Raw genomic sequence first — 26,678 nt, forward strand, 5'->3', positions numbered from 1 at the left:
GCCCTCACTCCCCGAACAGCCCGCGGATCGCCTTTTGCTGCGAATCCTCTCTCATTAAAGATTCTCCGATCAATACAGCCCGCGCCCCGTGCTTATTGACGAATTTCAGGTCAGCCAAAGAACCGATGCCGCTTTCGCTGACCAGCAGACAGCCGTCCGGCACAAGATCCGCCATTTTTTCCGTTTGTGAAACAGAAGTACGGAACGTTTTTAAATCCCGGTTGTTTATGCCGAGAATTTCCGGCTGAAACACCTGTAAAATCCGTTCAAGGACGGTTTCATCATGGACTTCCACGAGAACGTCCATATCCTTCTCACGGGCCTCCAGATAAAGCTCATGAAGCTTTGAGGGTTCCAACGCTTCCCCGATCAGCAAAATCGCATCGGCGCCGATCCGGTACGATTCCTCCACCTGCAGGGAATCAATAATAAAATCCTTTCTCAGCACGGGAAGAGAAACGGTTTGTTTCACATCTGTCAAAAATTGATTTCTTCCCTGAAAAAAACGGGTATCCGTCAGAACAGAGATGGCATCCGCTTTGGCAGCTTCATAATCCGCCGCAATCTTTTCGGGAACAAAATGCTCTTTAATCAGTCCTTTAGACGGCGAAGCTTTTTTTACTTCGGCAATCAGTCCGATAAAACGGTTCGGGTTCAGGATCGCTTCTCTAAAGGATCTCCGTTCAATTTGACGGTTTTCCGGCAGCACGATGGATTTGATTTCTTCTTTTTTCTGCTGAATGATTTGATCAAGCATATATTTCTTCCTCTTTCTGTTTCAGACGTTCGAGCTGCTTTTTGGCATCTCCGTTTTGAATGGTTTCTAAAGCTGTTTTTGTTCCTTCTCCCAGATCTTTTGCAAGACCTGCCGTATAAATGGCCGCGCCCGCATTTAAAGCGGTAATATGCAGAGCGGATGACGGGGCTTCATTTGCAAAAATATTCTGAATGAGGAGCGCGCTTTCTTCCGCTGAACTCACCTGAATATCCTTCAGTGAACCTTCTGCAAAACCGAATTGTTCGGGTGACACGGAATATTCCAGACGTTCCCCGTTTTTCAGCTCAATGACATCGGTCGGTGCTGTGATGGACAGTTCATCTAATCCGTCACGCGCCGATACAAGCATGACGTGCCTGACATCAAATTGTTCCAGTGCGCTTGCCATCAGGCGCGCTTTTTCAGATGAATAGACGCCGATCACCTGCCGCTTCGCCTGCAGCGGGTTGCTGAGCGGGCCGAGCAGGTTAAATACGGTTCGGAAGCCAAGCTCTTTTCTCGCGGCAGCGACATGCTTCATTGACGAATGAAACAGCGGCGCAAACAAAAACCCCATTTGCTTCGTTTCAATGCTGCGTTTGACGCTGTCCGGAGTGGCTTGAATGGAAACCCCCAGTTTCTCCAGCACATCCGCGCTGCCGCTTTTAGACGAAACGGAACGATTTCCGTGCTTGGCAACTTTAGCTCCGGCGGCAGAGGCTGTAATTGCCGCTGCCGTTGATATGTTAAACGTAGAAATCCCGTCTCCGCCTGTCCCGCACGTATCAACGACATCCTCGAGGCCATCTGCAGCTTGTGCACGCGCCCGCATCACTTTCACAAATCCGGCAAGCTCCTCCGCCGTTTCACCCCGATGGGCTAATATTGATAAAATACCGCCGATTTCACACTGCGACATATCTCCGTTCATCATCATCTCCATCAGCTTTTCGGCTTCTCCGGTTTTCAGCGTGCGGCCATTAACGCACAATTGCAGAAATTTGTTCATCAGTCTTCTCCTCCCCGTCAGAAAAGATGTCTTCTGCAATTTGAATCGTTTTTAAAAGCGCCCCCGCTTTGCTGCAGCTCTCTTCATATTCAGCTTCCGGGACGGAATCAGCGACTATTCCCGCCCCCGCCTGAACCGACGCCGTACCGTTTTTGACACTCATGGTCCGGATGGTAATACACGAATCAATCGAACCGTCAAATCCGATATAAGCGATACATCCGCCGTAGGTCTCTCTTGAAGTCGGTTCTAATTCATTTAAAAGCTGCATCGCGCGGATTTTCGGAGCGCCCGTGAGTGTTCCTGCCGGGAATGCCGACATCAGCGCGTCAACGGGATGGACGCCCTGTTTTAAACGGCCGGTTACAACGGAGATGATGTGCATCACATGTGAAAAAGAAACGACCTTTGTGAATTCAGGAACGGTTACGGAACCATACTCCGCGACTCTGCCGATGTCATTGCGCGCCAGATCGACGAGCATGTAATGTTCAGCTTTTTCTTTTTCGTCATTCATCAGCTCTTTTTTCAGGCGTTCGTCTTCTTTTTTTCCGGCGCCCCTTCTTCTCGTTCCGGCAATCGGATGAATTTCCAGATGCCTGTCATGCACACGGATCAGCCGCTCTGGCGAACTGCCGACAATGTCTCTGTCCGGCAGTTTGATATAGTACATATAAGGTGAAGGGTTGACGATGCGAAGCACCCTGTACAGCTCAAATGAATTTCTGGATACCGGAATATCAAACTTTTGCGACAGCACCCCTTGAAAAATGTCTCCCGCTTTTATAAATTCTTTCAGTTTATTGACGCCGGCCATAAACCCTTCTTTCGTATAATTAGATGTCACATTGGCAAAGCTCGGCGTGTCAAACGTTGCCTTTGAAAAAAACGGCTCTTTTATATCCTTCGGTTCTGTTAAAATACCGATAAGCTCCCGAAGTTCCGCACAATTTTCTTTAAAAACGGCCCGTTTTTCTTCTTCCGTCTCCCGGCCGTTAAGCGTTGCATATTGAATAAAATGCACTTGTTTCGTTTCATGGTCGTACGCAATGATTTTCCGGCAGACAAACAGCATGCATTTTTCTAGATCTGTTTCTTTCGCATGCCTTCGCACAGAAGGCTCGATCAGAGGAATCATATCATAGCTCAGGTAGCCGACTGCCCCTCCCGAAAATGGAATATCAAGCTCGGGCGTTTTAATGCGGAAGCTTTCATTCATCCAGTCAAGCACCGCTCTTAATTCTCCGGCTTCAAACAGCGTATGCCCTTTCGGATCAGCAGCAGCGAATGTGTTATGACTCTCTTTAATCGTGATAAAAGGATCGAGGCCGATAAAAGAATATCTTGACCAGCTTGACGACTCATCCTTGCTTTCCAGCAGATACGTAATGTTTCTGTCCAGTTTTTCAACCATCTGAATGGGTGTGATCGTGTCGACTGTAAAAGTCTCTGCGATTGGAATGGTGCGGTGTGTCAGACTGTCCTTTAAAAATAAAGAAACATCCGATTGTAAATTCATGATTCTCCTCCTTGCGGTAAGGAGAATGAGATGAAGAGTGAGAGGAGTGTTGCGTATAAGAAATAAACCCAAAAGAAAGGCTTCTTTTGGGCAGAATAAAAACGTGTTTATCTCAGCTCAGCTAAACTCATTCTCTGCTACCCTATTCTAAACTCAACTGTTCAATATCTTGCTTATCAGCTTTATACACACTCTTGTGTATTTCTAAGCTTTGTTTATCGTATTACATGTCAGTATTTTTTGTCAATGATAAATCCGGTCTTAACACAACGGCTTTTTCTAGATAAACATGTTTGATTTCATCCTGAGGCGTATCCGTCTGAACCGTCATCAGGACGCGGACACACTTTTTCAGAGCGCCGGCGACATCCATTTCCTGCATGCACGTCACCGGGACGTACTGCCATCCGGAAAGGCTGCGGACCGCTTTTGCCGGAAATACGGAATGGATATCAGGCGTGGCGGATAACAGGATCTGCACAACGTCTTCCGGTTTGCATCCATTTTGTTCAATGATTTTTTCAAGCAGCTGCTGTGTTTTTTCTAAAATTTCTTGTTCGGTGTCTTGCTCCACCGTTGTTGCTCCGCGAATGCCGCGTATCATCATGCTGTTTCCTCCATTCGCCATTTGTTCAGCAAGTTTTCAAGCTCATCTTTTGAAAGCATACAGTCCTGTGCTTCGCCTAATTCCTTCAATACGATGAACTGAGTCATGCCTCCGCGCGTTTTTTTATCATTCATCATTCTGGCGGAGAGAACCGGCGTTTCAATATCCTGTCTGATGCTTCCCGGGTAGCCGAGTCCTCTCAGCCATTGCGTGAGTTCTTTTCTGTTCATCTTGCATCCCGCAACCTGTTCACTTACGTAAAGAGCAAACTGCATGCCGAGGGCGACTGCATCTCCATGTGTAATCCGGCCGTAGCCGTATTCCGCCTCAACGGCGTGGCCGAGCGTATGGCCGAAATTCAGGAAAGCTCTTATCCCCTCTTCCTTTTCGTCCTCACGCACGACGGCCGATTTTATTGAAATTCCTTTATAAATCATTTCATTCAGCTCAGCGCTTGTCAGTCCGTGTAACGTATCAAACGTGAGCAGCTTTTCTAAAAAAGCGTGATCTGCAATAAACGCATGTTTGATCACTTCAGCCATGCCCGATCTCAGCTCTTGTTCCGGCAGGGTTTTCAGAAGCTCTGTATCATAAATCACCGCTTTTGGCTGATAAAACGCGCCGATTAAGTTCTTTCCGAGTTTGTGATTGACAGCCACCTTGCCGCCGACCGCGCTGTCATGGGCCAGCAGCGTCGTCGGCATTTGGATGAAATCAATTCCGCGCATAAAAGTCGCTGCGCAAAAGCCGGCCAAATCACCCGTCACGCCGCCTCCGAACGCGATCATACATGAGGAACGGTCCATATGGAAAGCGATCGCTTCCGTTTGAATCCGTTCATACTCTTCCAATGACTTCGCTTCTTCTCCGCTTGGAACGATCACTTTTTTCACGTCCCATGTTTCGTTTAAAAGCGTGAACATTTCATCACCGTAAAGCCGGTCGACTTCAGCGTCGATAACGAGCAGAATTTTTGTCAGCGGCCTGTTCAGCGAAGCCAAAAGTGCAGCGGCCTGTTTCCTAATGCCTTCACCGATATACACGGGATATGCGGAGGAAGCTGTCCGAACCTCAAGCTCCTTCATCAGAATTCCCTCGATAATTTTCTCATATTTTCTACATTTTCTTTAATGCGGTCGATCTGGTCGAGGCCGAATTGTTCTACGACGGCATTTGCGATTTCCCAGGCCACTGCTGCTTCTGCCACTACGCTTGCTGCAGGAACGGCGCAGCTGTCTGAACGTTCAATACTCGCTGAAAACGGTTCTTTCGTTTCAATGTCGACGCTTTTAAGCGGCTTGTATAAAGTCGGGATCGGCTTCATAACACCGCGTACGACGATCGGCATTCCTGTCGTCATACCGCCTTCTAATCCTCCGAGCCTGTTTGTCGCGCGTGTATAGCCTTTCTCTTCATCCCACACGATTTCATCATGGACATCACTGCCGTTTTTGCCGGCCGCTTCAAAACCGATGCCAAACTCTACGCCTTTAAACGCGTTAATCGACAGAACGGCAGCGGCGAGCTTGCTGTCAAGTTTACGGTCATAATGGACATAGCTTCCGACACCGACGGGCATGCCTTCGACAATCACTTCAACGATTCCGCCGATTGAGTCGCCGTTTGCCTTCGCTTCATCAATGGCTGCCATCATTTGACGGCCTGCTTCTTCGTCGTAGCATCTGACCGGTGATTCCTCAGTTACCCGCTTGAGATCTTCAATAGATGTGTAATCGGTTTTCTCGGCTTTTACCCCGCCGATTTGCAGAACATGTCCGGCGACTTTAATGCCGAGCTCCGCTAAAATCTTTTTAGCGACGGCTCCGGCAGCCACGCGAACCGTTGTCTCACGCGCGGAAGATCGTTCTAACACATTTCTCATATCGCGGTGATTATACTTAATGGCCCCGTTTAAATCTGCGTGCCCAGGTCTCGGTCTTGAAATCTGGCGTTTCATTTCACTTTCTTCTTCTTCTGTAATCGGTGCTGCGCCCATGATTTTTGTCCAGTGGGTCCAGTCTTTATTTTCCACAACGAGCGCGATGGGTGAACCGAGTGTCCGTGCATGCCGCACGCCGCTCGTGATCTTTGCCCTGTCCGTTTCAATCTGCATGCGGCGTCCGCGGCCGTGCCCTTTTTGACGTCTGGCAAGCTCAAAATTAATGTCTTCCTCAGTTATATAAAGCCCCGCTGGCACACCTTCTATAATCGTCGTCAGCTGCGGACCGTGTGATTCTCCGGCTGTTAAGTATCTCATTTCTTTCTTCTCCCTTCATCGCATTAACGCTTTTAAGTAAAACTATAACACAAGTTTTCATAAAATGTCTTCTATCTTTTTTGATAAAAAAATGTATCGGTGCTTTCAAGGCCGAATTTTTCCGGGCTGAAAATCTGTTCTGTGCTTCCGACAAACAGAATTCCGTTCTTTTTCAGGCTGCCCGCCATTTTCACATACAGCTCTTCTTTCGCTTTTTCAGTAAAATAAATAAAAACGTTGCGGCAGACGATCAGGTCAAAATCCTGTTCATAGCTGTCAGCAAGCAGGTTGTGCCGCTTAAAGCGGATGTTTTTCTGTATCTCTTGCTTTACTTGATAGCTGTTGTCGTCCTGCTTGGTGAAAAAGCGGCTTTTTACGGAAGCCGGCACCTCTTGCAGCGAGCGCTCCTGATAGATGCCCCGCTTGGCTTTGCTGAGCGCCTTTTCATCAATATCTGTCGCCAATATATCAAATCCGGCCAGTCCCGCCTGCTGGTTGAGAATCATCGCCAAGGTATAGGGTTCTTCCCCCGTTGAACAGGCCGCGCTCCATATTTTTAACGGTTTGTTATGGTTTAATAACGGAAGAATGGAAGTTTCAAGAACTTCCCACCGTTTATAATTTCGGTAAAATTCAGAAACATTGATCGTCATTCTGTCCAATGTTTCATTTAATAATAGCTTGTCTTTTTCCAAAGCGGCCGCAAATTCCTGAAAATCCCTGAATCCCTTTTTTTCATAAAGGGACGTCAGCCGCCTTTTCATCTGTGCTTCTTTGTATAAAGATAAATCAACGCCGGTTATTTTTTTCCACTTCGTGATAAAAATTTCGTAAGGCTCCATTGCTTCTCTCCCAATCTCGCTGTCTTTTGTCCTAGTATAGCCTGTTTTCTTTCTAAATTGTACGATTTCAATAAAAAAATCAGCCCGCAGGCTGATTTGTGAGAAATGAAAAGACAGGACAGCAAGGCCTCTGTCTTTCTTAAACGATGTAAACCCTTTCATAATACGAGAAAAAGAAAGGCTGACGGCTTAGTACACCCAGTCGGCCATTAATTTTTGATACGGTACAAGCTCTTCCTGTTTAAAGAAAATCTGAATTTCCCGCTCAGCGCTTTCTAAGGAGTCTGAACCGTGAATGATATTTTTGCCGACAAACATGCCGTAATCACCGCGAATCGTGCCCGGCAGTGCGTCTTTCGGGTTTGTTTTTCCGATCAGCTGTCTTGTGATCTCTACTACATTTTCCCCTTCCCATACCATTGCAAATACGGGTCCTGATGTAATGAATTCCACAAGCTCGCCGAAAAACGGTTTCCCTTTATGTTCAGCATAATGGTTTTCAGCCATCTGTTCTGAAACTTGCATTAGCTTGGCTCCTGCCAATTGTAAGCCCTTACGTTCAAATCTTGATAAAATCTCTCCGATCAGCTGGCGCTGTACGCCGTCCGGTTTTACCATGATAAAAGTTTTTTCCATAAGATTCTCCACCCCATCATTATGTATAGGCTTTCAAGTTGCACACCGAAATCGTAACATCTTTCTGACAATTAATCAATCCAGGGCGGAGAATGTTCACATCTTGTTCGTAAAAGGGGGTTAAAATTTTCGTTTGCCGATATATTTCGCGATTGCGGCCAATGATGAGCGCGCACGGCCTCTCGGCAGTGTATTCAGCTTTTCAAACGCTTTTTTTAAGTACCTGTCACTGACGGCCATTGATTTTTCAATCGCGTCTGTGCGTTTTATATTTTTAATAATGGGGGCAAGCTGCTCCTGTGTTGTTTCACTGTTAATTAATTTCAGCTGATTTCTCAATTCAGGCTGACGCAACGCGTACAAAACGGGCAGAGTGACATTTCCTTGCAGCAGATCTCCTCCGACAGGTTTTCCCAGTTCCTCTTCAGTGGAAGTGAAATCAAGAATGTCATCAATAATTTGATAGGACATGCCAACGTAATAGCCGAACCAATATAATGCTTTATGAATCTTCTCATCAGCTCCCGAAGCGATGGCGCCGAGCTGGCAGCTGACGGCGATGAGAAGAGCCGTTTTCCGTTTGATGCGGCGCAAATAGGTTCTGAGGTTTTGTTCCATATTGTATTTATCTCTGATCTGTTCAATTTCTCCGAGGCAAACTTCTACGATGGTTTTGGACAGGATCCGGTGGGCTTTCGGCTCATCGAGTCTCGTCATCATCTCAAGCGAGCCCGCAAGCATATAATCACCGGTATACATGGCAATGCGGTTGTCCCATTTGGCTTTAATGGTCGGCTTTCCTCTCCGCAGCTCGGCGTCATCGATGACGTCGTCATGCACGAGGGATGCCATATGAATCATTTCCAGCGTCACCGCTACATATTTTATTTTATTAATGTCATAGTCACCGAACATGCCGGAAAGCAATACGAAAACAGGGCGGATGCGCTTGCCTCCCGCCTGAAGCAGATGGAGCCCCGCTTCGCTCAGCAAGGGATAGTCAGACCGCACCGTCTGCTCAAGCTCCCTTTCGATCACATCAATATCGTCATTTAAAAAAGAATAGGCCATTTTAAATTTCATATCATTCACCCAAACATCTGTATATTCATCATTTCCAACCGATATGCGTAGCGGCCACTCCGCCGGTAAACGAATGGTATTTGACATTCGTCAGGCCCGCTTCTTCAAACAGACGCGCAAGCTCTTTCATACCGGGAAATTCTCTTGCTGATTCTTGCAGCCAGGAATATTCTTTATAGCTCTTTGCAAACATTTTTCCGAAGAAAGGCATGATGTATTTAAAATAGAGGAAATATGCCTGTCTGAAACCGAACATTTCCGGCTGGGATGTTTCCAGGCATACGACCTGCCCGCCCGGTTTGACGACCCGCCGCATTTCTTTCAGCACGGTCAGGTAGTCGGGAACGTTCCGCAGTCCGAAGCCGATGGTGACAAAATCAAAAGAATTATCATCGAAAGGAAGTTCCATCGCATTCCCGTGTAAAAGCTCAATTTGGCTGTAACCGCCCTCTTTTACTTTTTTCTCGCCGATGCTCAGCATATTTTTGCTGAAATCCAGTCCTTTGATTTCGCCGCTTTTACCGGCCGCTTCTGCGAGGGCAATCGTCCAGTCAGCCGTTCCGCAGCAGACGTCAAGCGCTTTTGCGCCTTCTTTCACATTCATGATCTGCATCGTTTTGTCGCGCCATTTTTTATGCTGCTGAAAACTGATGACAGAGTTCATTTGGTCATAATTTTTGTAGATTTTTTCAAATACGCCGTGTACGCGCTGTTCTTTTGACTCCTGCATGTTGATTACCCTTCTTCCACTTTCTGATGATATGTTTTGTCTTGGCTGATCGCTTGAAGCCGGTTCAGCATTAGATTTTGGATTGGTGAATTGAGCGGCAGCAGCGTTTCAATGCTTTGCTTCGCCTTCCGGAAGCTTTCTTCCAGTATGTCAGCCTTTGATTTTCCTGACTTTACAATATTGCCGATGACATCGAGAAATATAGCATTGCCGTTCATCAGCCGCTTATATACAAAAAAATCACTCGCCAGCTCTTTCCAGCGCGGAAGATTGAAGTGGTCTGACACTCTGTGAAACAGGGCCGCTTCCACAATCGCCATGCTTTCAATCAATTGATTCAAGTCATTGACAGACCGATCGTACAGACGGATTTTATGTTCATTGATTTCTTTAATTGCCGTAGCGAGCGTCCGAATCATATAGATATCCTTCATTTCAGATAAAAGCGAATAGTACAGTCCGCTGAAATAGTCGCCGGCAAGCACGGTGAGCTGCCGGTTTTTATTTTCGTCTCGCTTTAACGCTCTGGCTGTTGTCACTTCATCGTGGGTATCAAGGGCGCTTTGGACAAGCATCGCAGTTACTATGTAATTTTCTCTGTCGTTGTTCTTAATGTCAGCTTCTTCAAACAAAGCGTGAAAAAGAAGCAGCTTATCCTCATCGATTTTCGGCGCAGAAATATGTTTCGCTAAATAAGGATGAGACAGCTTTTGTTTTAATTTCGTATTTAAATTCGCTAAAGTTCCGTAGATGTCTTGCAAAAATATCACCCTTGTCCCCAAATTCACATTTATTCTAATATGTATGAGATTTATTCGTCATTATTATACGCAGGTATCATTATAGCATAAAAAAAAGAAATTGGCTGTATTCTCCCGCCGTTTGCGGGCAATCAGCAAAAGCGGGAAACAGCCGGCTTATTTTTTTTCGCTGTTCATTTCTCCGTAAGCGGTCTGGATGAGGGCGTTGCCTCTCACTTTGATGGCGGATGTATGCTCTGTAAACTGAGCGATAATCACTTCACCCTTGTCCAGTTTTTCGGAATGGTGGAATTTCGTATCCGTTCCTCTCGTTAAACCGATGACGTTCACACCGTCCTCGACCGCTTTAATGACGACAAAATCACTTGAATGCTTTGAATTCATATCTGCACCCTCTATCATTATTAATCCGCACGTTTAATATGTTCTAACACTTCAGAACGCGCCGCTGCGTCATCTTTAAAAATACCTCTTACGGCGGAAGTTACTGTTTTTGCCCCCGGCTTTCTAACGCCTCTCATCGTCATGCACATATGCTCAGCTTCGACGACAACCATGACGCCGTGGGGATCTAAGGTTTCTACGATGCTTTCTGCAATCGTTGACGTAATGCGCTCCTGCAGCTGCGGGCGTTTTGAGACGGCTTCCACCGCACGCGCCAGTTTACTCAGGCCCGTCACTTTACCGCCGCGCGGAATGTAGGCAATATGCGCTTTTCCGTAAAAAGGAACAAGATGATGTTCACACATAGAATGAAACGCGATATCTTTTACAAGAACAAGCTCCTCATGATCCTCGCCGAAAACGGTTTTAAAATGCTCTTTCGGGTCTTCGTTTAATCCCGAGAATACTTCAGCGTACATTTTTGCTACGCGTTTCGGCGTATCTAAAAGCCCTTCCCGGTCCGGGTCTTCTCCAATCGCCTCTAAAATCTGGCGAACTGCCTGTTCAATCTGTTCTTTATTAACTTCTTTCATTGTCTGTGTCCTCCACCATTGAATACATTTAATTTCGATTCTAGCACATTTGCCGCGCCAAAAGCAAAACGAAAGTCCTGCCCGGAGACCGAGGCTGCTTAAATATGAAAAGCCCCTTTATCAAGGGGCTTTTCTGTGAAGAAACAAAGTGTATGTATCAGATGCATACACGATCTATATTCACAATTATTTTCCTGCAACAGCGTCTTTAAGAGCTTTACCTGGTTTGAAAGCAGGTACTTTGCTTGCAGGGATTTCGATTTCTTCACCTGTTTGCGGGTTACGTCCTTTACGTGCAGAACGCTCGCGCACCTCAAAGTTACCGAAACCGATCAGTTGGATTTTATCACCATTTTTAAGTGCATCTAAAATCGTATCAAAAACAGAATCAACTGCTTTTGTAGCGTCTTTTTTAGACAATTCGCTTGCTTCTGCAACCGCATTGATTAGTTCTGTCTTGTTCATGCCTTTCACCTCCTCCCAAAAGGGTATCAATTCAGCAGTTTATTATCATTTCTTCACAGTTCAGTCTGATTCTAAACCTGTCTGATAAAAAATCAATCCAGGGAAGAACAGACAAGTAAACGGCTTTTCATAAGAAAACAGACACTTCGAGGAATGTTTGTCCAACAAAGTGAAGATTTTCTGTAAGTAGAGTAACACATATAAAAAGCCATATCAAGCATTTTAAAGCCCCAATCCCTTGCTCGTCAAGGTTTTCACGTGTTTTCCCGAACAAATATTCCTTTTTTTGCTTTTTTCCTCCTAATCCTTGATTGATTTCCAGTATCTAAATAGACATAAAAAAAGACCCCCCGTATCAGGAAGAGGTCCTTCAGCTTACAAAATAATTGCGATCAGGCCGCCTGAGCCTTCGTTTATAATTCTCTCCAGCGTTTCTTTCAGTTTATATCTCGCATTTTCAGGCATGAGCGACAGTTTTGCCGAGATTCCTTCTCTCACAATCGAGCTCAATGATCTTCCGAAAATATCAGAGTTCCAGATAGAAAGCGGATCATCCTCAAAGTCCTGCATTAAGTAGCGGACAAGCTCTTCACTTTGTTTTTCCGTCCCGATGATCGGAGCGAATTCACTTTCCACATCCACTTTGATCATGTGAATGGACGGGGCGACCGCTTTCAGCCTTACCCCGAACCTTGATCCCTGTCTGATGATTTCCGGTTCATCAAGGCTCATATCCGTTAAGGCCGGAGCGGCGATGCCATAGCCGGTCTGTTTCACCATTTTCAGCGCGTCTGATACCTGATCATATTCCTTTTTCGCGTGGGCGAAGTCCTGCATTAATTCAAGCAGATGGTCTTTTCCGCGGATCTCGACGCCGACCACTTCTTTTAAAATCTGGTCATATAAATGATCCGGCGCGTATAAATCAATTTCCGCGACACCCTGGCCAAGTTCAATTCCGGCCAAGCCTGCGCTTTCAATAAACTCAAATTCACTGAAGTGGCCGACAACCCGGTCGACGTCACGCAGGCGTTTGATATCTTTTACGGTTTCTTTCACTGATTCCTGGTAACTCTCTCTGAGCCAGTGATTTTCTTTCAGCACCATGACCCAGCTCGGAAGGTTGACATTCACTTCCAGCACAGGGAACTCGTAAAGCGCTTCTCTGAGGACGCTTAACACATCTGTTTCCCGCATGCTTTCAACACTCATGGCGAGGACAGGAATATCATATTTCGCGCTTAATTCAGCCCTGAGCGCTTCTGTTTCCGGGTGATACGGCTTCACCGAGTTGATGACCATAATAAACGGTTTGCCGACTTCCTTCAGCTCGTCAATGACTCTTTCTTCCGCTTCTACGTAATCGCCCCGCGCAATATCGCCGATTGAACCGTCTGTCGTAATGACGACCCCGATTGTGGAATGTTCCTGGATGACTTTTCTCGTACCGATTTCCGCTGCTTCATGAAAGGGAATCGGTTCTTCGTACCATGGTGTATTGATCATTCTCGGACCGTTTTCATCTTCATATCCCTTCGCCCCGGGAACAGTGTATCCCACACAATCCACAAGGCGGATATTGACATCAAGTCCTTCCGCCACATGTACGGACATGGCTTGATTCGGCACAAATTTTGGTTCTGTGGTCATAATCGTTTTTCCTGCTGCGCTTTGCGGAAGCTCATCCTGCGCCCGCGCTCGGTCGGCTTCATTGCTGATATTCGGGAGCACCACGAGCTCCATAAATTTTTTAATGAATGTAGATTTCCCTGTACGGACAGCGCCGACGACTCCTAAGTATATATCGCCTCCTGTTCGTTCAGCGATATCCTTGAAAATATCGACCTTTTCCAAGTGATCCCCTCCCGGACTTCCTATCCTTATCATTTTTCATTCACCATTCTTCAATCAAATACAGGACACTATATGTGTATGACGTTGTCCCATTTCAATATGACATCTTTAGAAAATTTTCAGGCAATCTTTTCTATCGGAATCAAAAAAACCTTTCTCCCTATTTGTATGCGCGGGAGAAAGGTTCATTCCTGTTTCGTTTTACTTTCTAAAAAAACGGGTTCCTGTTTTTCATTTACGGTGTATTTGACTGAAAAGGCCGGGACGAAAGGAGTCTCTTCCCATAAAATATCCTGAATTTCCGCGCCCGGTTTGATTTTCTTTTTGTTTTCTTTCAGACAGCGGGCGAGATCGACGCGATAGTCGGCATAGATTTCTCCATCAGCTCCGATTAAAAGCGGCAGAGACGCGCCTGAAACCGGACTTTCGACAGAAGGAGAGTCTTTCATGCCGAGCTTTTTTTTATTTAAAGTGAACAGCCCTTTTGAAACGGCGTCCTCATAGGGTGGATATGTATGCTTTTCCTGATACATTTTGACACGCAGCTTTATGTCGCGGATTGCCTCCGCCATTTGGAGATCGATCAGCTTCACAGTCGGCTTATTTTCCACATCGACAAGCACGTATTGGTACATTCCTCCGCTTTCAAAAGCAGAGGACGGCGGCTCCTCTATATATCTGGGCGCGAGCCGCTTAAAATCTATCGGATATTTTTGATAGATCGGTGTTTTCATATCTTTTGTCTGAATCGGCAGAAGTCCGCCGTTCGCCTTTTTAAATTCATCCACCGCCGCTTGAACCTGCTGAAGCTGATGCTTGTAAGATACTTTATTTTCAGTTTTTTCCGCTTCAGGATACAGACAGCCGGACAGCAGAAGCACCGCAATTGCCGTTATGACGGCCATTTTTAACTTATGCATTCCGCGCCCCCTTTTTTTGCTTTATTCATTGACAGGTCCGCTGAAAACGACCATTAACACGATCAATCCCGAGATGACCATACAGGCATAAGCGAGTGAAGAAACTGCTGCTTTTATCAGCCTGTTTTTAACTTTGTACCTGCTGACATAAATAGAGGCCACCGCCACAAACATTAATCCCATAGCACCAAGCGCAAACCACATTTTCATCAATGCCACACTCACGTCCGTGCCCCCCGTCCAATCATTGTAAGCGTTATATTTCATTTTAATATACAAATGTTGAAAAGATCAACAGGTTTTCCATCTATTGAAAAAAACAAAAAACTGAAGCAAAGAGGGGGACTTTGCTTCAGTCAAGTTGACTATATTCACCTATACGCCTGAGATACACTCTCTTGGACTTCGATGCTATAGTATGCGTAGATGCGTACGTCTGCATCCTCTTCTGCCTAAATCAGCAAATGTTTTGAGCGATTTCAGCCGGAGAGTTCCGCGTTTTGGACTTTCGTCACTTCAGAATATGCTGACGGCATGTTATTGTCACTTTACCCGGTTTTCGAATGTGTTGACCAAGTCTTCCATCTCATGGGTTTTCACTCTGGCCATTAAGGATTCTACGGCCGTTTCTACCTTCTGCCCGTTAAATAACACTTGGTGAAGCGCCTCTGTAATCGGCATTTTCACTTGATATTTTTGAGACAGCTGATATGCCGCTTTCGTCGTCCGCACACCTTCAACAACCATTCCCATCTGGTCAAGGACTTCTTCAAGCTTATACCCTTTTCCAAGCAGGTTGCCGGCGCGCCAGTTCCGTGAATGAACGCTTGTACACGTCACAATTAAATCGCCTACGCCTGTCAGGCCGGAAAAAGTAAGAGGATTTCCGCCCATCTTTGTTCCGAGTCTGGCGATTTCAGCAAGACCGCGGGTGATTAAGGCCGCTTTTGCATTATCTCCGTATCCCAATCCGTCTGTAATTCCCGCTGCCAGAGCGATGATGTTCTTTAGCGCTCCCCCTATCTCAACACCGATCATATCCGGATTGGTATACACGCGGAAATGCTGGTTCATAAATAAATCCTGAACCGCTTCTGCAGCCTCGATATTTTTTGAAGATGATGTAACGGTCGTCGGGTGTCTTAATCCGACTTCCTCAGCGTGGCTCGGTCCTGAAAGCACGACGATGTCTTTTCTGTACTCCTCAGGCAGCTCCTCCTCCATTAATTCTGAAATGCGGAGAAGCGAATCCGGCTCAATCCCTTTGCTGACATGAACAAAAATTGATTTCTTCGGGATGTAAGGCAGAGCCTTTTTCAGCACTTCCCGAATGGCTTTTGTCGGAACCGCCACAATGATGAAGTCAGCTCCATTTAAAGCCTCGCTTACATCAGCTGTTCCGATGATAGAACTTGATAGCTCCACCCCGGGCAGATAATCTTTGTTTTCATGCAGTTCGTTGATTTGATCGATCAATTCGGCACGATGTCCCCACATCATGACTTGATGTCCGTTATCAGCCAGCACTAAAGAAAGTGCAGTGCCCCAGCTTCCCGCTCCAAGCATTGCCACTTTTTTCATCTCTGTATCACACCTTTTTATTTTCTTGCTCTTGCAAATATTTTAATTGGCGTACCTTCAAATCCGAAAGCATCCCGGATTCGGTTTTCTAAAAAGCGTTCATAAGAAAAATGCATCAGTTCCGGATCATTGACAAAAACAACGAAGCTCGGTGGCTTAACAGCGACTTGAGTCGCATAATAAATCTTCAGGCGTGAGCCGTTGTGCGTCGGAGTCGGATTCATGGCGACCGCATCCATGATGACGTCATTTAAGACATTTGTCTGTACGCGGAGAGAGTGGTTTTCACTCGCTTTAATAATCGCAGGCATGAGTGTATGAATCCGCTTTGTCGTCAGTGCCGACATAAACAGCACCGGCGCATAATCGAGAAATTGGAAATGCTCGCGTATATTCTGTTCAAATTCTTTCATCGTGCTTTCGTCTTTATCAACGGCATCCCATTTGTTTACGATAATGACGACGGCTTTTCCGGCTTCATGGGCGTATCCGGCGATCCGCTTGTCCTGTTCGAGGATGCCTTCTTCTGCATTCAGCACAACGCCGACGACGTCTGAGCGGTCAATGGCTTTTAACGCCCGAAGCACGCTGTATTTTTCTGTTGTTTCATATACTTTTCCCTTTTTTCTCATTCCCGCCGTGTCGACGATCACGAATTCCTGCTGGTTATAGGTGAATGCCGTATCCACAGCGTCTCTTGTCGTACCCGCCACGTTGCTCACGATAACCCGCTCTTCTCCGAGCATCGCATTGACAAGGGAGGATTTCCCGACATTCGGGCGGCCGATCAGACAGAATTGAACGACATCATCATTATACTTTGTTTCCGGAATGTTTTTAAAATGCTCGGCACATGCATCGAGCAAATCTCCTAATCCCAAACCGTGAGTACCCGAAATAGGGTACGGCTCTCCAAAGCCGAGCGCATAAAAATCATAGATGTTCGCTCTCATTTCGGTATTATCTAATTTATTAACGGCTAATACGACCGGTTTTTTCGTCCGGTACAGTATTTTTGCCACTTCTTCATCCGCAGACGTCACACCTTCACGGCCGTTCACCATAAAGATGATCACATCAGCCTCGTCCATGGCAATTTCAGCCTGCTGGCGGATCTGTGTCAGAAACGGTTCGTCTCCGATATCAATTCCGCCCGTGTCAATCAGGTTAAAATCATAATTCAGCCATTCCGCCGAACTGTATATCCGGTCCCGCGTCACTCCGGGGGTATCTTCTACTATTGAAATTCTTTCACCCGCAATCCGGTTAAAGATTGTGGATTTTCCCACATTCGGTCTTCCGACAATGGCTACGACAGGTTTACCCATAGTACCCTTCCTTTCAATCCAGCCGCTTACATTTTCACAAAAATTGTTCAACCGGTTATTAAAAATCATCTTCGCTATGAAAAGAACCCTTCAAACAGAAGGGCTTAACTCATTTATTATATCAGTTTTCACTGAGATCACAATGTATTCTTCAAAATGTTTCGCATTCATGTAACAGTCTCCGTCCGTTTTCAAGACATTTTTGTCGCCCCTTTGCCCTGCTTTTTGCTTTTTTGGCTGATGCGTGCGGCGAGCTGTTCATATGTAGTCAGCCCGACCAGCAGGATCACTCCCGCCGAGCAGCCTGAAAGCCATTGATAGCCGCCGACGGCTGCCGCACCCGCAATTTTGTGAATGACCGCCGAATACAATAGCTCTCCTTGGCACATGCCGAGAACAAAAAGACAAAGCCTTTCAGGAAATCGCCCCTCAACAGAGACCGTAATCACGGTAAGCAGTATGACCGCCGCCCACTCAGGTTTTATGATAAACCAAACAGGGTCATATAATGCAAAAAGAAAAATAAAGCCGTACGCTGCCGAAGCCGTCAGATGAATCACAATATAACGAAGCCGTTTATGCATGCCGAGACTCCCCGCGTAAACAAATGCCGCAGCAAAAAACATGACATATGCCGCGTTCAGCGTAAAATAAGCCGTCATCTGATGTATGCTTGCCATCATATTAGTCAAAATAAAGACTGATACGTAAAAACGGCTTTTCGTTTTGGCAAAAATAAAAGTCGCAAGTATCCATAAAAACCACATCGACCAGTAATAATAAAACGGTTCCATAATCGCTCCTCCTCTGACCAGTATGGAGCGGTAACGTACTTTTTAAACCAATAAAGCTGAAAGGAGCAGATGAAGATGGGTAAAGACAGACAGGAGAAAAAACTGAAAGCCTCCCGCCGGGTGGAATCGGATCGCGATGAATCGATTCACCATAAAGGTGCGACAAGCCTCGAGCAAAACGGGGAATTCCGAAAAAGAAAATCGTAAACAGAAAAAAAGGCATGCGGGTACGCATGCCTTTTAACGTCTGCTGAAACGGGATGTGTCAATTCCCCGTTCAGAAAGCCAGTGATGTGTGTCACCTTTTATGACCAAAGGCGCCTTTTGCAATTGGGCAACCGATTGACAGCCGAGAACGGTCATAATCATTTTCAGCTCTTCCAACAGCGCCGTCATCTCGTCAAACAGACCCTCTTCTCCTTTTGAGGTGAGAGCTTTCAGGAAAATGCCCGCCATTCCCGCAGAAGAAGCGCCGAGGGCAATCGTTTTAGCGACATCAAGCGCACTTTGCAGCCCTCCGGATGCGATAATTGATTGATCAACAGAAAGCGAATGGATTTCCGCTAAGCTGGCTGCAGTGGAAATTCCCCACGTATTAAAAAATTGAAGCGCCTTCTCTCTGCGCATATTTTCAATTTTAGAAAAATTTGTCCCGCCGTACCCGCCGGCATCAACAGCCGCCGCCCCAGCATCAAATAACTGCCGTGCCGATTCCCTGCTCATGCCGAAGCCGACTTCTTTAACGAAAACGGGCACTCCCGCTTCATCTACAATCTGCTCAATACGGCGGAGAGCGCCCGTAAAACTTCTGTCGCCTTCAGGCATGACGATCTCCTGAATCACATTTAAATGAATCTGCAGGGCGTCCGCCTCAATCATATCAACCGCCCTTTTCGCCTGCTCGGCGTCCGCCTCGCTCCCTAAATTCGCAAATATTAACCCGTTCGGATTCTCTTTTCTGACGATCTCGTAAGAATACCGTTCAGAGGGATCTTTTAAGGCTGACATTTGCGAACCGACAGCAAGCGGCATGCCGGCTTTGCGCGCGGCTCTTGCCAGTGACCTGTTAATTTCGTATGTAAGCTGTCCGCCGCCGCCTGTCATCGCATTGATAAAAATCGGCGAACTGCTTGTGAGTCCGCCGATTTCCGTTGAGATATCCACTTTTTCCAATGCAAGGTCTGGCAGGCTGACATGAACAAACGTAATATCATCAAGCCCCGTTTCCCGGTTTTGGCCGGTAGACAGCGCATGATTTATATGTTCTCTTTTTCGTTCTGCTCGTGTCACGTTTTATCACCAATTTATTTTAATTTATTGAGCTTGTCCCCGATTAAATCGCCAAGCTGGAAGCCGGTGCTCGGCTCTTCTTTCGCCTGGTATTGACGGAAGTCCTCCTGATCGGCTTTCGGCGCTTCCTCAAGCTCACGCATGCTTAAGGAGATGCGTTCTTCGCTTTCGTTCACGTCAAGGACTTTCACTTTAACAGTCTGTCCTTCTTCCAGCACTTCATGCGGCGTTCCGATATGTTTATTGGAGATTTGTGAAATGTGCACAAGACCTTCCACGCCCGGAAGAATTTCAACGAAGGCGCCGAAGCTTACAAGGCGCTGCACTTTTCCTTCAAGCACATCTCCCTGCTTTACCTTTTCGCCGATCTGGCTCCAAGGTCCCGGCAGCGTTTCTTTAATAGATAAAGAAATACGCTCGTTATCACGGTCTACGGACAATACTTTCACTTTTACGTCCTGACCTTCTTCCACCACGTCTGACGGTTTTTCGACGTGTGAATGAGACAGCTGCGAAATATGAACGAGTCCGTCAATTCCGCCGATGTCGACAAATGCGCCGAAATCAGTCAGGCGCTGTACTTTTCCTTCAAGAACGCTTCCAACCTCAAGCGTTTGGAGAAAATCATGTTTTTTGGCAGTCTGTTCTTTTTCCACTACAGCACGGTGTGACAGAATCACCCGGTTTTTATCACGGTCAAGTTCAACGACGATAAGAGAGAGGGTTTTCCCTTTATAGTCAGTGAAATCCTCGACGAAATGAGCTTCGACAAGTGATGCGGGAATGAAGCCGCGAACGCCGATATCAACGACGAGACCGCCTTTCACCACATCTTTCACTTCAGCTTCAAACACTTCTTTTGTTTCGAATTTTTTTTCAAGGTCTTCCCAAGCGCGGTCAGCATCAACGGCACGTTTAGATAAAATCAAAGCATCGTCTTCCACTTTTGTTACTTTCAGGTCAAGCTCGTCGTCAACATTTACGACATCCGATGCTTTCTCTACATGAAGACTTGATAATTCACTGATTGGAATGATTCCGGACTGTTTGACATTGATAATTTCGACATCTACATGCTTGTCCTCTACCTTTGTCACAATCCCTTTTACTACATCTCCAACCTCTGGCACTTGAACATCAATTTGATTCATTTCCTCTGTCATTTGAATAACCTCCTTGGTCCAAACCTACACAGCTTAATTAAAACGGTTTGAAAGCTGAACATGTGAATGTCCGCTTTTCAGCCGAATATGTATTAAAGAATCATCCAAAAATATTTTGAATGATCAATAAAAAGTTTTATTAGTATTAACTTCTAATAAAAGGACTGGTTTGTCAAGCAATAACATCTTGTTCTTATGAAAAAAATTTAAAATGCGCTCCGGCCAAGTTAACGTGATTTCTGTTCAACGATCTCCAGAATTTTTCCTGCGACTTCGGCAATGCTGAGTGACGTCGTATCGATTTCAATCGCGTCCTCCGCTTTGCGCAGCGGGGAAAATTCCCTTTCTGAATCGAGTTTGTCGCGTCTTGCAATTTCTTCAATGAGCGTTTCGTAATTCACGTCATAGCCTTTTTTCTTATTCTCCTCAAACCGGCGCTTCGCTCTTTCCTCTACGGACGCCAGCAGGAAAATTTTCACTTCCGCATCAGGCAGCACGTGAGTACCAATATCACGGCCGTCCATGACGACGCCGCCTTTTTCTCCGAGCTGCTGCTGTCTTTTCACCATTTCTTCTCTGACGCCTTTATGCTTGGCGGCGATGGATACTTGGTTGCTGACTTCGTCTTTTCTGATTTCTTCTGTCACATCTTCTCCGTTTACCAGAACGATTTGTCCTTCCGGAGCGGATACAAGCTCAATCTTCGTATGCTTTAACAGCTCTGTGAGCGCGGCTTCATCCGTTAATTCGGCATTTTGCCTGAGCGCCGTATATGTAATGGCACGATACATCGCTCCTGTATCAATGTACACATATGATTTCTTCTCAGCTACTATTTTAGCAACGGTGCTTTTTCCGGCAGCCGCCGGACCGTCGATCGCAATTGATAATTTCTTGTCCATAATCTCTCTCCTTGCTCTTTACTCCTCTATGGATTGTATCATGAACTGCCCGAAAAAGGGCGAAAAAAATTGAGCTGACTTACCGCTTTACCGTTTCAATCCATTCTTTTTTATCCATTTTATCAACTCCCTCATATTTTACGGCTTTCGAAATATAAGGTTCAATAGGCTGATAATGAAGCAAAAATTGTACCGCGCCCAAAATCACGAGCTGAATGCAGACCAATTTGACCAGCAGACGTTCAAACGTTTTCATACACGCGCACCTCCATTAGGATTAGTATGGAAAAGTACGCTGCTGTTTATTCCGGCCGACTGTTTCTTCTCTGCTGCAGCTGCGCGCGCATACAGTATTGGAGTAATTGCTGCTGCGATCCGGCATCGATTTCTGTAAATTCAAGCGTCATTTTTTGTTTATCCGCCTTTTCATCATAAAAAAACCGCTGGGTAACCGCTTCAGCTGATATATCGTCTGTATTCTCCTTACCCGGAAGAGAGAATGAGACATACAGCTTTTCACCCGGTTCCACGGAAATATGCTCAGGCACCACAACTGCGATTCCGCCGGCGCTGATATTAGAGGAAACCGTTTGAAAGGCGGTTTTTTTCGCTTCTATTTTGACGGATACATTCAATACAGCGTCTGCACGGACGTACCGGCGTCTTTGAATCCGCTTCATTTCCTTTTTAGGAGGGATATCCAATCCGATCATCGGGATAGGATCTTTTTTCTTTCCTTTGATTATGCTTTTAAATTGATACGGCACTTGGCCATTCCCCATAAATTCCGCTGTTATCTCCAGCCCTTTGTGCAAAAAGACCGTCCGTCCCGAATCCAGATCGACGGGATATGAGATGTGCAGTTCGCCGTTTTCAACGCTGACAGCCTTGCTCCTCGCTTTTTTTGGCTCATTGTTCTCTATGTATTCAATCCAAATATAATCTCCGACAGCTATCATGGGCCTTCACTCTTTCATTATTTATGCTTTTATTAAAGCATGTAATGAAAAAAAGGAAAAGACTTTTAGTCCTTTCCTCCTTTATTTTTATAGGTCTTTATATATAGGTTCTGCACTTTTTAATTTTTCTATTTTTTCCTCTTTTCCATCGTCCGCATTTATGAACATTTGATACGTGTCTTTCCCGATGGTCCCGAGTATTTCGTAGCAAAGCACTTCCTGACCGAGTTCATTCGTGATCAGTGCCTGCCGCGTCTCCCGCACTTCAACATTTTTATTCAGCTTCGCTTTTGCTTCATCAGCCGATAAAGCCGGAGTCGGAATCGTTCTCGTGTGATGCGCGGCCAGGTAATCACGCGCGGAAAAACCGACGACTTCACCGTCATCCAGCGCCACTTTCATTCGGATGGCTTCCGGATATATGCGGACGTTTTTCTCAACGGGAATAAAAGAGAAGACGCCGATGTTATTATATTGCGCGCTTTCATCAATTTCGAGGCCTTTTGTTTCATAACCGTTTTTCTTTAAAAACGCGACGGCCCGGTTAGATGCTTCATTAAGGCTGATCTTTTGTTTCCTCACGGCCCGCTTTTGAATTAAATATACCGGATGTCCGCCTTTTTGGGTAATATCCATATAGATCAACGATTTGTGATCGGCATCATTCATGCGGATGCTGTACACATCCCGATTCGTCTTCCGGCCGCTCTTGACCACTTTAATGGAATAATTATGATCAGGCGCAAACCGTTCCGCGATTTTTACCGCTTCTTTTTCTGTAATTTGTTTGCCTTTCAAATGTGTAAAACCTTTTCGTTCTGTATTTGTTGCCGTAAACGTGGGGCTAGTGTTGTCTTCAGAAAAAGCGCCTACGTTTTTTTCGACTGTTTTAAAGCTGTTGACGATCGTGTTATCACTTTGTTTTTTGTCAGAAGCGAGCGCCATTTCAACATCCATCCACCGTAAATTTTTGCTCATGACAAGATGCTGAACGCTGCGGAGCTGGTTTTGAATGTTCTCCGCCTGTTTATACAGGCTGTTCAATGTCGTATATTCTTTCTTATCAAGCGGTTTTTGATCTAAATCCCTGACGGATGTTTTATAGCTGAAATCTCCTATATTGGATAAAAACTCCTCCGTCTTATTAAAAGGCATAAGTGTCAGCGGCAGCTGGCTCACATTGTTATGAGCTTCAGATGTTATTCTCCATACATCAATGAGCGCCGGAGACAGAGATTTTTTACTGTTCATGGCAAGCGTCGTCCCGATTTTGTCGTGAAGCTGATCAACATGGTAAGTCAGTTCATGAAAAGCCCTCTGATAATTATTTTCCGCGTGCAGAAGGACCGCATCCTTTTCCTGATGCTCTTTATAACCCCAGTATCCGGTTGCGGCGATCACTACACCGAGAACAGCGATAATAATTCCTCTAATCATGTTAACACCTCATTTTTCGTACTTTTACTCACAGAAAATGTGTTTTCCGATTCTTTTAATCTGCGGCCGTCCCCAAATCCATTTGCTTGTCGCCGTATCAGGATTAAAATAATAAAGCGCGTTTTCAGAAGGGTCCCAGCCGTTAATCGCATCAAGAACCGCTTCTTTTGCTCTTTCATTCGGCTGCATATATATTTGCCCGTCCGCAACGGCGGTAAAAGCGAACGGTTCGAAAATGACGCCGGCCACCGTATTCGGAAATAACGGGCTTTTAATACGGTTTAAAATAACCGCGGCGATGGCAACCTGTCCTTCAAACGGCTCACCGCGGGCTTCCCCGTACACAGCCTGCGCCAGAAGATTGATATCGTTGTTTGAGAAACCGCCCGGCATATTAGCCGCTGTCGTGTTTTGCTTTTGTTCTGACTGACCGCCTGTATTGTTTTGCGGTTTTTGAGCAGGCTTATTCGTTCCCGCCGCCGGCTTCTGTGCGCCAGCTGACGGTTTCGTCTGGTTTTTTAAAGGGACGTTGCCGTAATGGGTGAACGTATTCCCTTTTTGAATCTGCTCCATTACATATTCGCGGTAATATTTTGATTTTGAAATCAGCACCTGTTTGGTTTTTGCACCGACTAGACCGTCAACCGCCTTCATGCCGAATTTCTCCTGAAAATTTCGTACGGCCCAGTATGTGGTCCACCCGTAAACACCGTCGATTTTCCCGTTATAAAATCCGTTATATTGAAGACGTGCCTGCAATTCTATAACATCATCACCAGTCGCGCCTCTTTGAATCACTTGATTTGAAAACGCATGGGCCGTTTCATGTTCGAAGAAAGCGGCAGCGAAAGAAAATAGAATGAGACATGCCATAAACGCTCCTTTGCACTTCATCTTTTCAAGCCTCCTCAGCAAAATTTAAACTGTACCCGTATTGTCTGTCACGCGGTTATTTTTATACACCGTTTCCTCTTATCCCCCGCTAAGGCATAAAAAAAGAAACCGCACGCGATGCGCAGTTTCTTCACACTTGAATCATATTGACGGAACGTGCTTTTTTTGCCTTCCGCAGTCCGAACCACCATAAAAACAGCATAAACGGCAGCATATAATATACCCAATGATTGAGGGCGGTCAGAATAAAATCGTAAGAACCGTGCAGACATGAAGGCACGATCAGCGAAATCACAAGCCACTTGACGCGGGCTTTTTTCTGTGAAAAGCGGGCTTTTCCGAGATAAAAGCCCATAATCACCCCGATCAGCGCGTGGCAGGAGACCGGCAGAAGAGCCCGGATGAAAGCATGCTCAACACCGTGGCCGAATAAATAGAGAATATTTTCAAGCGTGGCAAAGCCTAACGACACACTGGCCCCGTAAACGATTCCGTCATAATGCTCATCAAAATGAGCATGCGGGTACACACTGATCATCAGAACAAACCATTTCACCGATTCTTCCAAAAAACCCGAAGACAAAAAGGAAACGAAAAAGCTTCCTCCCCCTACATGCTCTTTTTCAAGAACATATTGGATAAACATGGTCGGAAACACAAGTACAACTCCGAGAAAAAAAGACCTCAGCACCATATGTACGGGTTCATTGTCATACTGATCTTTTAAATAAAAATAGCTTAACAGCGCAATGCCGGGAGCGATTCCTGCAGAGATGATTGCAAACATCAGGCAACCTCTTTCCTTTATATTCCTATATCTATCGTACCATGTTGTTCATATTTTTACATCTTTCAATTTCTAAAAAAAGAGCATATGAATGATCATATGCTCTCTGCACCCAGCCGTTTTGAAATTTCTTTTGCGATCAAGCCGCCGTGAAAACGGCCGTTTTCGATAAAAATTTCATTGGCGTTATTTCCTGCCGCAATGACTCCGGCAATAAAAACACCGTCAACATTTGTTTCCATCGTTTCTTCCCGGAAAAACGGCCTGCCTGATTCTGCATCAATCTGGACACCGATTTTTTCGAGAAAACCGTGATCCGGATGATATCCCGTCATGGCAAATACAAAATCGTTTTTCAGCCTGACCGTCTCATCTCGGCCTGAGCGGAAAATGATCTCATCTTCCGTCACTTCTTCAAGACAAGCGCCGAATTCCATCCGGATCGTGCCGTTTCTGACGAGGGCCTCAAACTCGGGCAGAATCCACGGCTTGATGCTCGGGGAGTATTCATTCCCTCTGTAAAGCACCGTGACGCGCGCGCCGGACTTCACCAGTTCCAAAGCCGCGTCCACACTTGAATTTTTCCCGCCGATTACGGCAACATCTTTATCAAAATAAGGATGGCCTTCTTTAAAGTAATGAAACACCTTAGGAAGCTCTTCACCCGGTATGTTCATATAATTCGGATGATCATAATATCCTGTCGCAATAATACAATACGGAGTAAGATAGCGGTCTTTTGACGTTTCTACAAGAAAACGGCCGTCTTCCTGTTTTGTCACGCGCTCCACCGTTTCAAAGGCGTTTACGCGCAGCTCTTTTCTTCTGACAACCTCTCTGTAGTACGAGAGAGCCTGAATTCTGACCGGTTTTCTGTTTTCCGTAATAAAGGCGACATCGCCGATTTCTAATTTTTCACTTGAACTGAAAAACGTTTGGTGTGTCGGATAGTTATAAATGCTGTTTACGACATTTCCTTTTTCGATCACAAGGGCGTTCACGCCAATTTGCTTCAGATGTATAGCCGCCGATAATCCGCAAGGACCTCCGCCTATTATAATTGCTTTTTCTTCTGTCATGTCCTTCAACTCCTGCGATTGGCATTTCCATCATAAGTTTCCACTCA

At 45.7% G+C, this 26,678-nt stretch carries 30 protein-coding genes; 1 reads left to right on the forward strand and 29 read right to left on the reverse strand.

What is annotated here, in order from left to right:
- Positions 1-4: 4 nt before the first annotated feature.
- The 20 genes from trpC to ACW5MY_RS10605 all read right to left on the reverse strand — a co-directional run bounded on the left by trpC (position 5) and on the right by ACW5MY_RS10605 (position 18,120).
- Entirely contained in the window at positions 5-757 is a 753-nt protein-coding gene (gene trpC / locus ACW5MY_RS10510) for an indole-3-glycerol phosphate synthase TrpC (RefSeq protein WP_013352678.1), read from the reverse strand.
- A complete protein-coding gene (gene trpD / locus ACW5MY_RS10515; protein WP_013352679.1) occupies positions 750-1,766 on the reverse strand; it encodes an anthranilate phosphoribosyltransferase in 1,017 nt (338 codons plus the stop codon). The genes trpC and trpD overlap by 8 nt, the downstream gene beginning before the upstream one ends.
- Positions 1,738-3,285, reverse strand: a complete 1,548-nt coding sequence (gene trpE / locus ACW5MY_RS10520) for an anthranilate synthase component I (protein WP_013352680.1) — start codon at positions 3,283-3,285, stop codon at positions 1,738-1,740. The genes trpD and trpE overlap by 29 nt, the downstream gene beginning before the upstream one ends.
- Positions 3,286-3,508: 223 nt before the next feature.
- On the reverse strand, positions 3,509-3,892 hold the full coding sequence (gene aroH, locus ACW5MY_RS10525) for a chorismate mutase (protein ID WP_013352681.1): 384 nt from the start codon (positions 3,890-3,892) through the stop codon (positions 3,509-3,511).
- Complete coding sequence (gene aroB, locus ACW5MY_RS10530; protein WP_013352682.1) at positions 3,889-4,977, reverse strand: 3-dehydroquinate synthase; 1,089 nt, start codon at positions 4,975-4,977, stop codon at positions 3,889-3,891. Before aroB ends, aroH begins: the two co-directional genes overlap by 4 nt.
- The gene (gene aroC / locus ACW5MY_RS10535) at positions 4,977-6,149 is read right to left on the reverse strand and encodes a chorismate synthase (RefSeq protein ID WP_013352683.1); all 1,173 of its coding nucleotides are present in this window, start codon (positions 6,147-6,149) and stop codon (positions 4,977-4,979) included. The genes aroB and aroC overlap by 1 nt, the downstream gene beginning before the upstream one ends.
- Before the next feature lie 71 nt (positions 6,150-6,220).
- Positions 6,221-6,991: a protein-glutamate O-methyltransferase gene (locus tag ACW5MY_RS10540; protein WP_014470048.1), complete on the reverse strand. Its 771-nt coding sequence runs from the start codon at positions 6,989-6,991 to the stop codon at positions 6,221-6,223.
- Between the two features lie 189 nt (positions 6,992-7,180).
- A complete protein-coding gene (gene ndk / locus ACW5MY_RS10545) occupies positions 7,181-7,627 on the reverse strand; it encodes a nucleoside-diphosphate kinase (RefSeq protein ID WP_013352685.1) in 447 nt (148 codons plus the stop codon).
- Positions 7,628-7,747: 120 nt separating this feature from the next.
- Positions 7,748-8,710 carry a heptaprenyl diphosphate synthase component II gene (gene hepT, locus ACW5MY_RS10550; protein ID WP_013352686.1) on the reverse strand — a complete coding sequence of 321 codons (963 nt, stop codon included), beginning with the start codon at positions 8,708-8,710 and terminating at the stop codon, positions 7,748-7,750.
- A 28-nt stretch (positions 8,711-8,738) separates the two neighbouring features.
- On the reverse strand, positions 8,739-9,440 hold the full coding sequence (menG, locus tag ACW5MY_RS10555) for a demethylmenaquinone methyltransferase (RefSeq protein WP_013352687.1): 702 nt from the start codon (positions 9,438-9,440) through the stop codon (positions 8,739-8,741).
- Between the two features lie 5 nt (positions 9,441-9,445).
- Positions 9,446-10,201, reverse strand: a complete 756-nt coding sequence (gene hepS / locus ACW5MY_RS10560; RefSeq protein ID WP_014470046.1) for a heptaprenyl diphosphate synthase component 1 — start codon at positions 10,199-10,201, stop codon at positions 9,446-9,448.
- 156 nt (positions 10,202-10,357) lie between these two features.
- The gene (gene mtrB / locus ACW5MY_RS10565; protein WP_003153449.1) at positions 10,358-10,585 is read right to left on the reverse strand and encodes a trp RNA-binding attenuation protein MtrB; all 228 of its coding nucleotides are present in this window, start codon (positions 10,583-10,585) and stop codon (positions 10,358-10,360) included.
- A 20-nt stretch (positions 10,586-10,605) separates the two neighbouring features.
- A complete protein-coding gene (folE, locus tag ACW5MY_RS10570) occupies positions 10,606-11,178 on the reverse strand; it encodes a GTP cyclohydrolase I FolE (RefSeq protein WP_003153448.1) in 573 nt (190 codons plus the stop codon).
- A gap of 186 nt (positions 11,179-11,364) precedes the next feature.
- Complete coding sequence (gene hbs / locus ACW5MY_RS10575; RefSeq protein WP_003153447.1) at positions 11,365-11,643, reverse strand: non-specific DNA-binding protein Hbs; 279 nt, start codon at positions 11,641-11,643, stop codon at positions 11,365-11,367.
- A 375-nt stretch (positions 11,644-12,018) separates the two neighbouring features.
- On the reverse strand, positions 12,019-13,497 hold the full coding sequence (gene spoIVA, locus ACW5MY_RS10580; RefSeq protein WP_003153438.1) for a stage IV sporulation protein A: 1,479 nt from the start codon (positions 13,495-13,497) through the stop codon (positions 12,019-12,021).
- Between the two features lie 185 nt (positions 13,498-13,682).
- Positions 13,683-14,417: a hypothetical protein gene (locus ACW5MY_RS10585; protein ID WP_013352690.1), complete on the reverse strand. Its 735-nt coding sequence runs from the start codon at positions 14,415-14,417 to the stop codon at positions 13,683-13,685.
- Positions 14,418-14,438: 21 nt separating this feature from the next.
- The gene (locus tag ACW5MY_RS10590) at positions 14,439-14,642 is read right to left on the reverse strand and encodes a DUF2768 domain-containing protein (protein WP_014470045.1); all 204 of its coding nucleotides are present in this window, start codon (positions 14,640-14,642) and stop codon (positions 14,439-14,441) included.
- A 318-nt stretch (positions 14,643-14,960) separates the two neighbouring features.
- The gene (locus tag ACW5MY_RS10595) at positions 14,961-15,998 is read right to left on the reverse strand and encodes an NAD(P)H-dependent glycerol-3-phosphate dehydrogenase (protein ID WP_013352692.1); all 1,038 of its coding nucleotides are present in this window, start codon (positions 15,996-15,998) and stop codon (positions 14,961-14,963) included.
- 17 nt (positions 15,999-16,015) lie between these two features.
- Positions 16,016-17,326, reverse strand: a complete 1,311-nt coding sequence (gene der, locus ACW5MY_RS10600) for a ribosome biogenesis GTPase Der (protein WP_013352693.1) — start codon at positions 17,324-17,326, stop codon at positions 16,016-16,018.
- 191 nt (positions 17,327-17,517) lie between these two features.
- Positions 17,518-18,120 (reverse strand): YphA family membrane protein, encoded by a 603-nt coding sequence (locus ACW5MY_RS10605; RefSeq protein WP_013352694.1) that lies wholly within the window; start codon positions 18,118-18,120, stop codon positions 17,518-17,520.
- Positions 18,121-18,195: 75 nt separating this feature from the next.
- Here ACW5MY_RS10605 and ACW5MY_RS10610 point away from each other — a divergent pair, with 75 nt between their 5' ends.
- Complete coding sequence (locus tag ACW5MY_RS10610; RefSeq protein ID WP_013352695.1) at positions 18,196-18,327, forward strand: YpzI family protein; 132 nt, start codon at positions 18,196-18,198, stop codon at positions 18,325-18,327.
- A 33-nt stretch (positions 18,328-18,360) separates the two neighbouring features.
- On the opposite strand, the gene fni is transcribed toward ACW5MY_RS10610, so the two are convergent.
- The 9 genes from fni to ACW5MY_RS10655 form a co-directional block, all read right to left on the reverse strand.
- Entirely contained in the window at positions 18,361-19,410 is a 1,050-nt protein-coding gene (gene fni, locus ACW5MY_RS10615) for a type 2 isopentenyl-diphosphate Delta-isomerase (protein ID WP_013352696.1), read from the reverse strand.
- A 14-nt stretch (positions 19,411-19,424) separates the two neighbouring features.
- Entirely contained in the window at positions 19,425-20,573 is a 1,149-nt protein-coding gene (gene rpsA / locus ACW5MY_RS10620; RefSeq protein WP_013352697.1) for a 30S ribosomal protein S1, read from the reverse strand.
- A 227-nt stretch (positions 20,574-20,800) separates the two neighbouring features.
- Positions 20,801-21,475 carry a (d)CMP kinase gene (gene cmk, locus ACW5MY_RS10625; protein WP_013352698.1) on the reverse strand — a complete coding sequence of 225 codons (675 nt, stop codon included), beginning with the start codon at positions 21,473-21,475 and terminating at the stop codon, positions 20,801-20,803.
- A gap of 79 nt (positions 21,476-21,554) precedes the next feature.
- Positions 21,555-21,731: a YpfB family protein gene (locus ACW5MY_RS10630; RefSeq protein WP_013352699.1), complete on the reverse strand. Its 177-nt coding sequence runs from the start codon at positions 21,729-21,731 to the stop codon at positions 21,555-21,557.
- A gap of 46 nt (positions 21,732-21,777) precedes the next feature.
- The gene (locus ACW5MY_RS10635; RefSeq protein WP_193350357.1) at positions 21,778-22,434 is read right to left on the reverse strand and encodes a flagellar brake protein; all 657 of its coding nucleotides are present in this window, start codon (positions 22,432-22,434) and stop codon (positions 21,778-21,780) included.
- A gap of 87 nt (positions 22,435-22,521) precedes the next feature.
- Complete coding sequence (gene ypeB, locus ACW5MY_RS10640) at positions 22,522-23,871, reverse strand: germination protein YpeB (RefSeq protein WP_193350358.1); 1,350 nt, start codon at positions 23,869-23,871, stop codon at positions 22,522-22,524.
- Between the two features lie 24 nt (positions 23,872-23,895).
- Positions 23,896-24,765: a spore cortex-lytic enzyme gene (gene sleB, locus ACW5MY_RS10645; protein WP_289393695.1), complete on the reverse strand. Its 870-nt coding sequence runs from the start codon at positions 24,763-24,765 to the stop codon at positions 23,896-23,898.
- Positions 24,766-24,895: 130 nt separating this feature from the next.
- Positions 24,896-25,552 (reverse strand): glutamic-type intramembrane protease PrsW, encoded by a 657-nt coding sequence (prsW, locus tag ACW5MY_RS10650; protein ID WP_014470043.1) that lies wholly within the window; start codon positions 25,550-25,552, stop codon positions 24,896-24,898.
- Between the two features lie 95 nt (positions 25,553-25,647).
- A complete protein-coding gene (locus tag ACW5MY_RS10655; RefSeq protein WP_193350359.1) occupies positions 25,648-26,631 on the reverse strand; it encodes a YpdA family putative bacillithiol disulfide reductase in 984 nt (327 codons plus the stop codon).
- Between the last annotated feature and the right edge of the window lie 47 nt (positions 26,632-26,678).

It is taken from the genome of Bacillus sp. Bwzl_19 (genome assembly GCF_054900515.1).

Bases quoted from the DNA above. Each gene is read 5' to 3' on its own strand.
- trpC (WP_013352678.1), bottom strand. From the start codon at position 757: ATGCTTGATCAAATCATTCAGCAGAAAAAAGAAGAAATCAAATCCATC.
- trpD (WP_013352679.1), bottom strand. From the start codon at position 1,766: ATGAACAAATTTCTGCAATTGTGCGTTAATGGCCGCACGCTGAAAACC.
- trpE (WP_013352680.1), bottom strand. From the start codon at position 3,285: ATGAATTTACAATCGGATGTTTCTTTATTTTTAAAGGACAGTCTGACA.
- aroH (WP_013352681.1), bottom strand. From the start codon at position 3,892: ATGATGATACGCGGCATTCGCGGAGCAACAACGGTGGAGCAAGACACC.
- aroB (WP_013352682.1), bottom strand. From the start codon at position 4,977: ATGAAGGAGCTTGAGGTTCGGACAGCTTCCTCCGCATATCCCGTGTAT.
- aroC (WP_013352683.1), bottom strand. From the start codon at position 6,149: ATGAGATACTTAACAGCCGGAGAATCACACGGTCCGCAGCTGACGACG.
- ACW5MY_RS10540 (WP_014470048.1), bottom strand. From the start codon at position 6,991: ATGGAGCCTTACGAAATTTTTATCACGAAGTGGAAAAAAATAACCGGC.
- ndk (WP_013352685.1), bottom strand. From the start codon at position 7,627: ATGGAAAAAACTTTTATCATGGTAAAACCGGACGGCGTACAGCGCCAG.
- hepT (WP_013352686.1), bottom strand. From the start codon at position 8,710: ATGAAATTTAAAATGGCCTATTCTTTTTTAAATGACGATATTGATGTG.
- menG (WP_013352687.1), bottom strand. From the start codon at position 9,440: ATGCAGGAGTCAAAAGAACAGCGCGTACACGGCGTATTTGAAAAAATC.
- mtrB (WP_003153449.1), bottom strand. From the start codon at position 10,585: ATGAATTCAAAGCATTCAAGTGATTTTGTCGTCATTAAAGCGGTCGAG.
- folE (WP_003153448.1), bottom strand. From the start codon at position 11,178: ATGAAAGAAGTTAATAAAGAACAGATTGAACAGGCAGTTCGCCAGATT.
- hbs (WP_003153447.1), bottom strand. From the start codon at position 11,643: ATGAACAAGACAGAACTAATCAATGCGGTTGCAGAAGCAAGCGAATTG.
- ACW5MY_RS10585 (WP_013352690.1), bottom strand. From the start codon at position 14,417: ATGCATAAGTTAAAAATGGCCGTCATAACGGCAATTGCGGTGCTTCTG.
- ACW5MY_RS10595 (WP_013352692.1), bottom strand. From the start codon at position 15,998: ATGAAAAAAGTGGCAATGCTTGGAGCGGGAAGCTGGGGCACTGCACTT.
- der (WP_013352693.1), bottom strand. From the start codon at position 17,326: ATGGGTAAACCTGTCGTAGCCATTGTCGGAAGACCGAATGTGGGAAAA.
- ACW5MY_RS10605 (WP_013352694.1), bottom strand. From the start codon at position 18,120: ATGGAACCGTTTTATTATTACTGGTCGATGTGGTTTTTATGGATACTT.
- ACW5MY_RS10610 (WP_013352695.1), top strand. From the start codon at position 18,196: ATGGGTAAAGACAGACAGGAGAAAAAACTGAAAGCCTCCCGCCGGGTG.
- rpsA (WP_013352697.1), bottom strand. From the start codon at position 20,573: ATGACAGAGGAAATGAATCAAATTGATGTTCAAGTGCCAGAGGTTGGA.
- cmk (WP_013352698.1), bottom strand. From the start codon at position 21,475: ATGGACAAGAAATTATCAATTGCGATCGACGGTCCGGCGGCTGCCGGA.
- ACW5MY_RS10630 (WP_013352699.1), bottom strand. From the start codon at position 21,731: ATGAAAACGTTTGAACGTCTGCTGGTCAAATTGGTCTGCATTCAGCTC.
- ACW5MY_RS10635 (WP_193350357.1), bottom strand. From the start codon at position 22,434: ATGATAGCTGTCGGAGATTATATTTGGATTGAATACATAGAGAACAAT.
- ypeB (WP_193350358.1), bottom strand. From the start codon at position 23,871: ATGATTAGAGGAATTATTATCGCTGTTCTCGGTGTAGTGATCGCCGCA.
- sleB (WP_289393695.1), bottom strand. From the start codon at position 24,765: ATGAAGTGCAAAGGAGCGTTTATGGCATGTCTCATTCTATTTTCTTTC.
- prsW (WP_014470043.1), bottom strand. From the start codon at position 25,552: ATGTTTGCAATCATCTCTGCAGGAATCGCTCCCGGCATTGCGCTGTTA.
- ACW5MY_RS10655 (WP_193350359.1), bottom strand. From the start codon at position 26,631: ATGACAGAAGAAAAAGCAATTATAATAGGCGGAGGTCCTTGCGGATTA.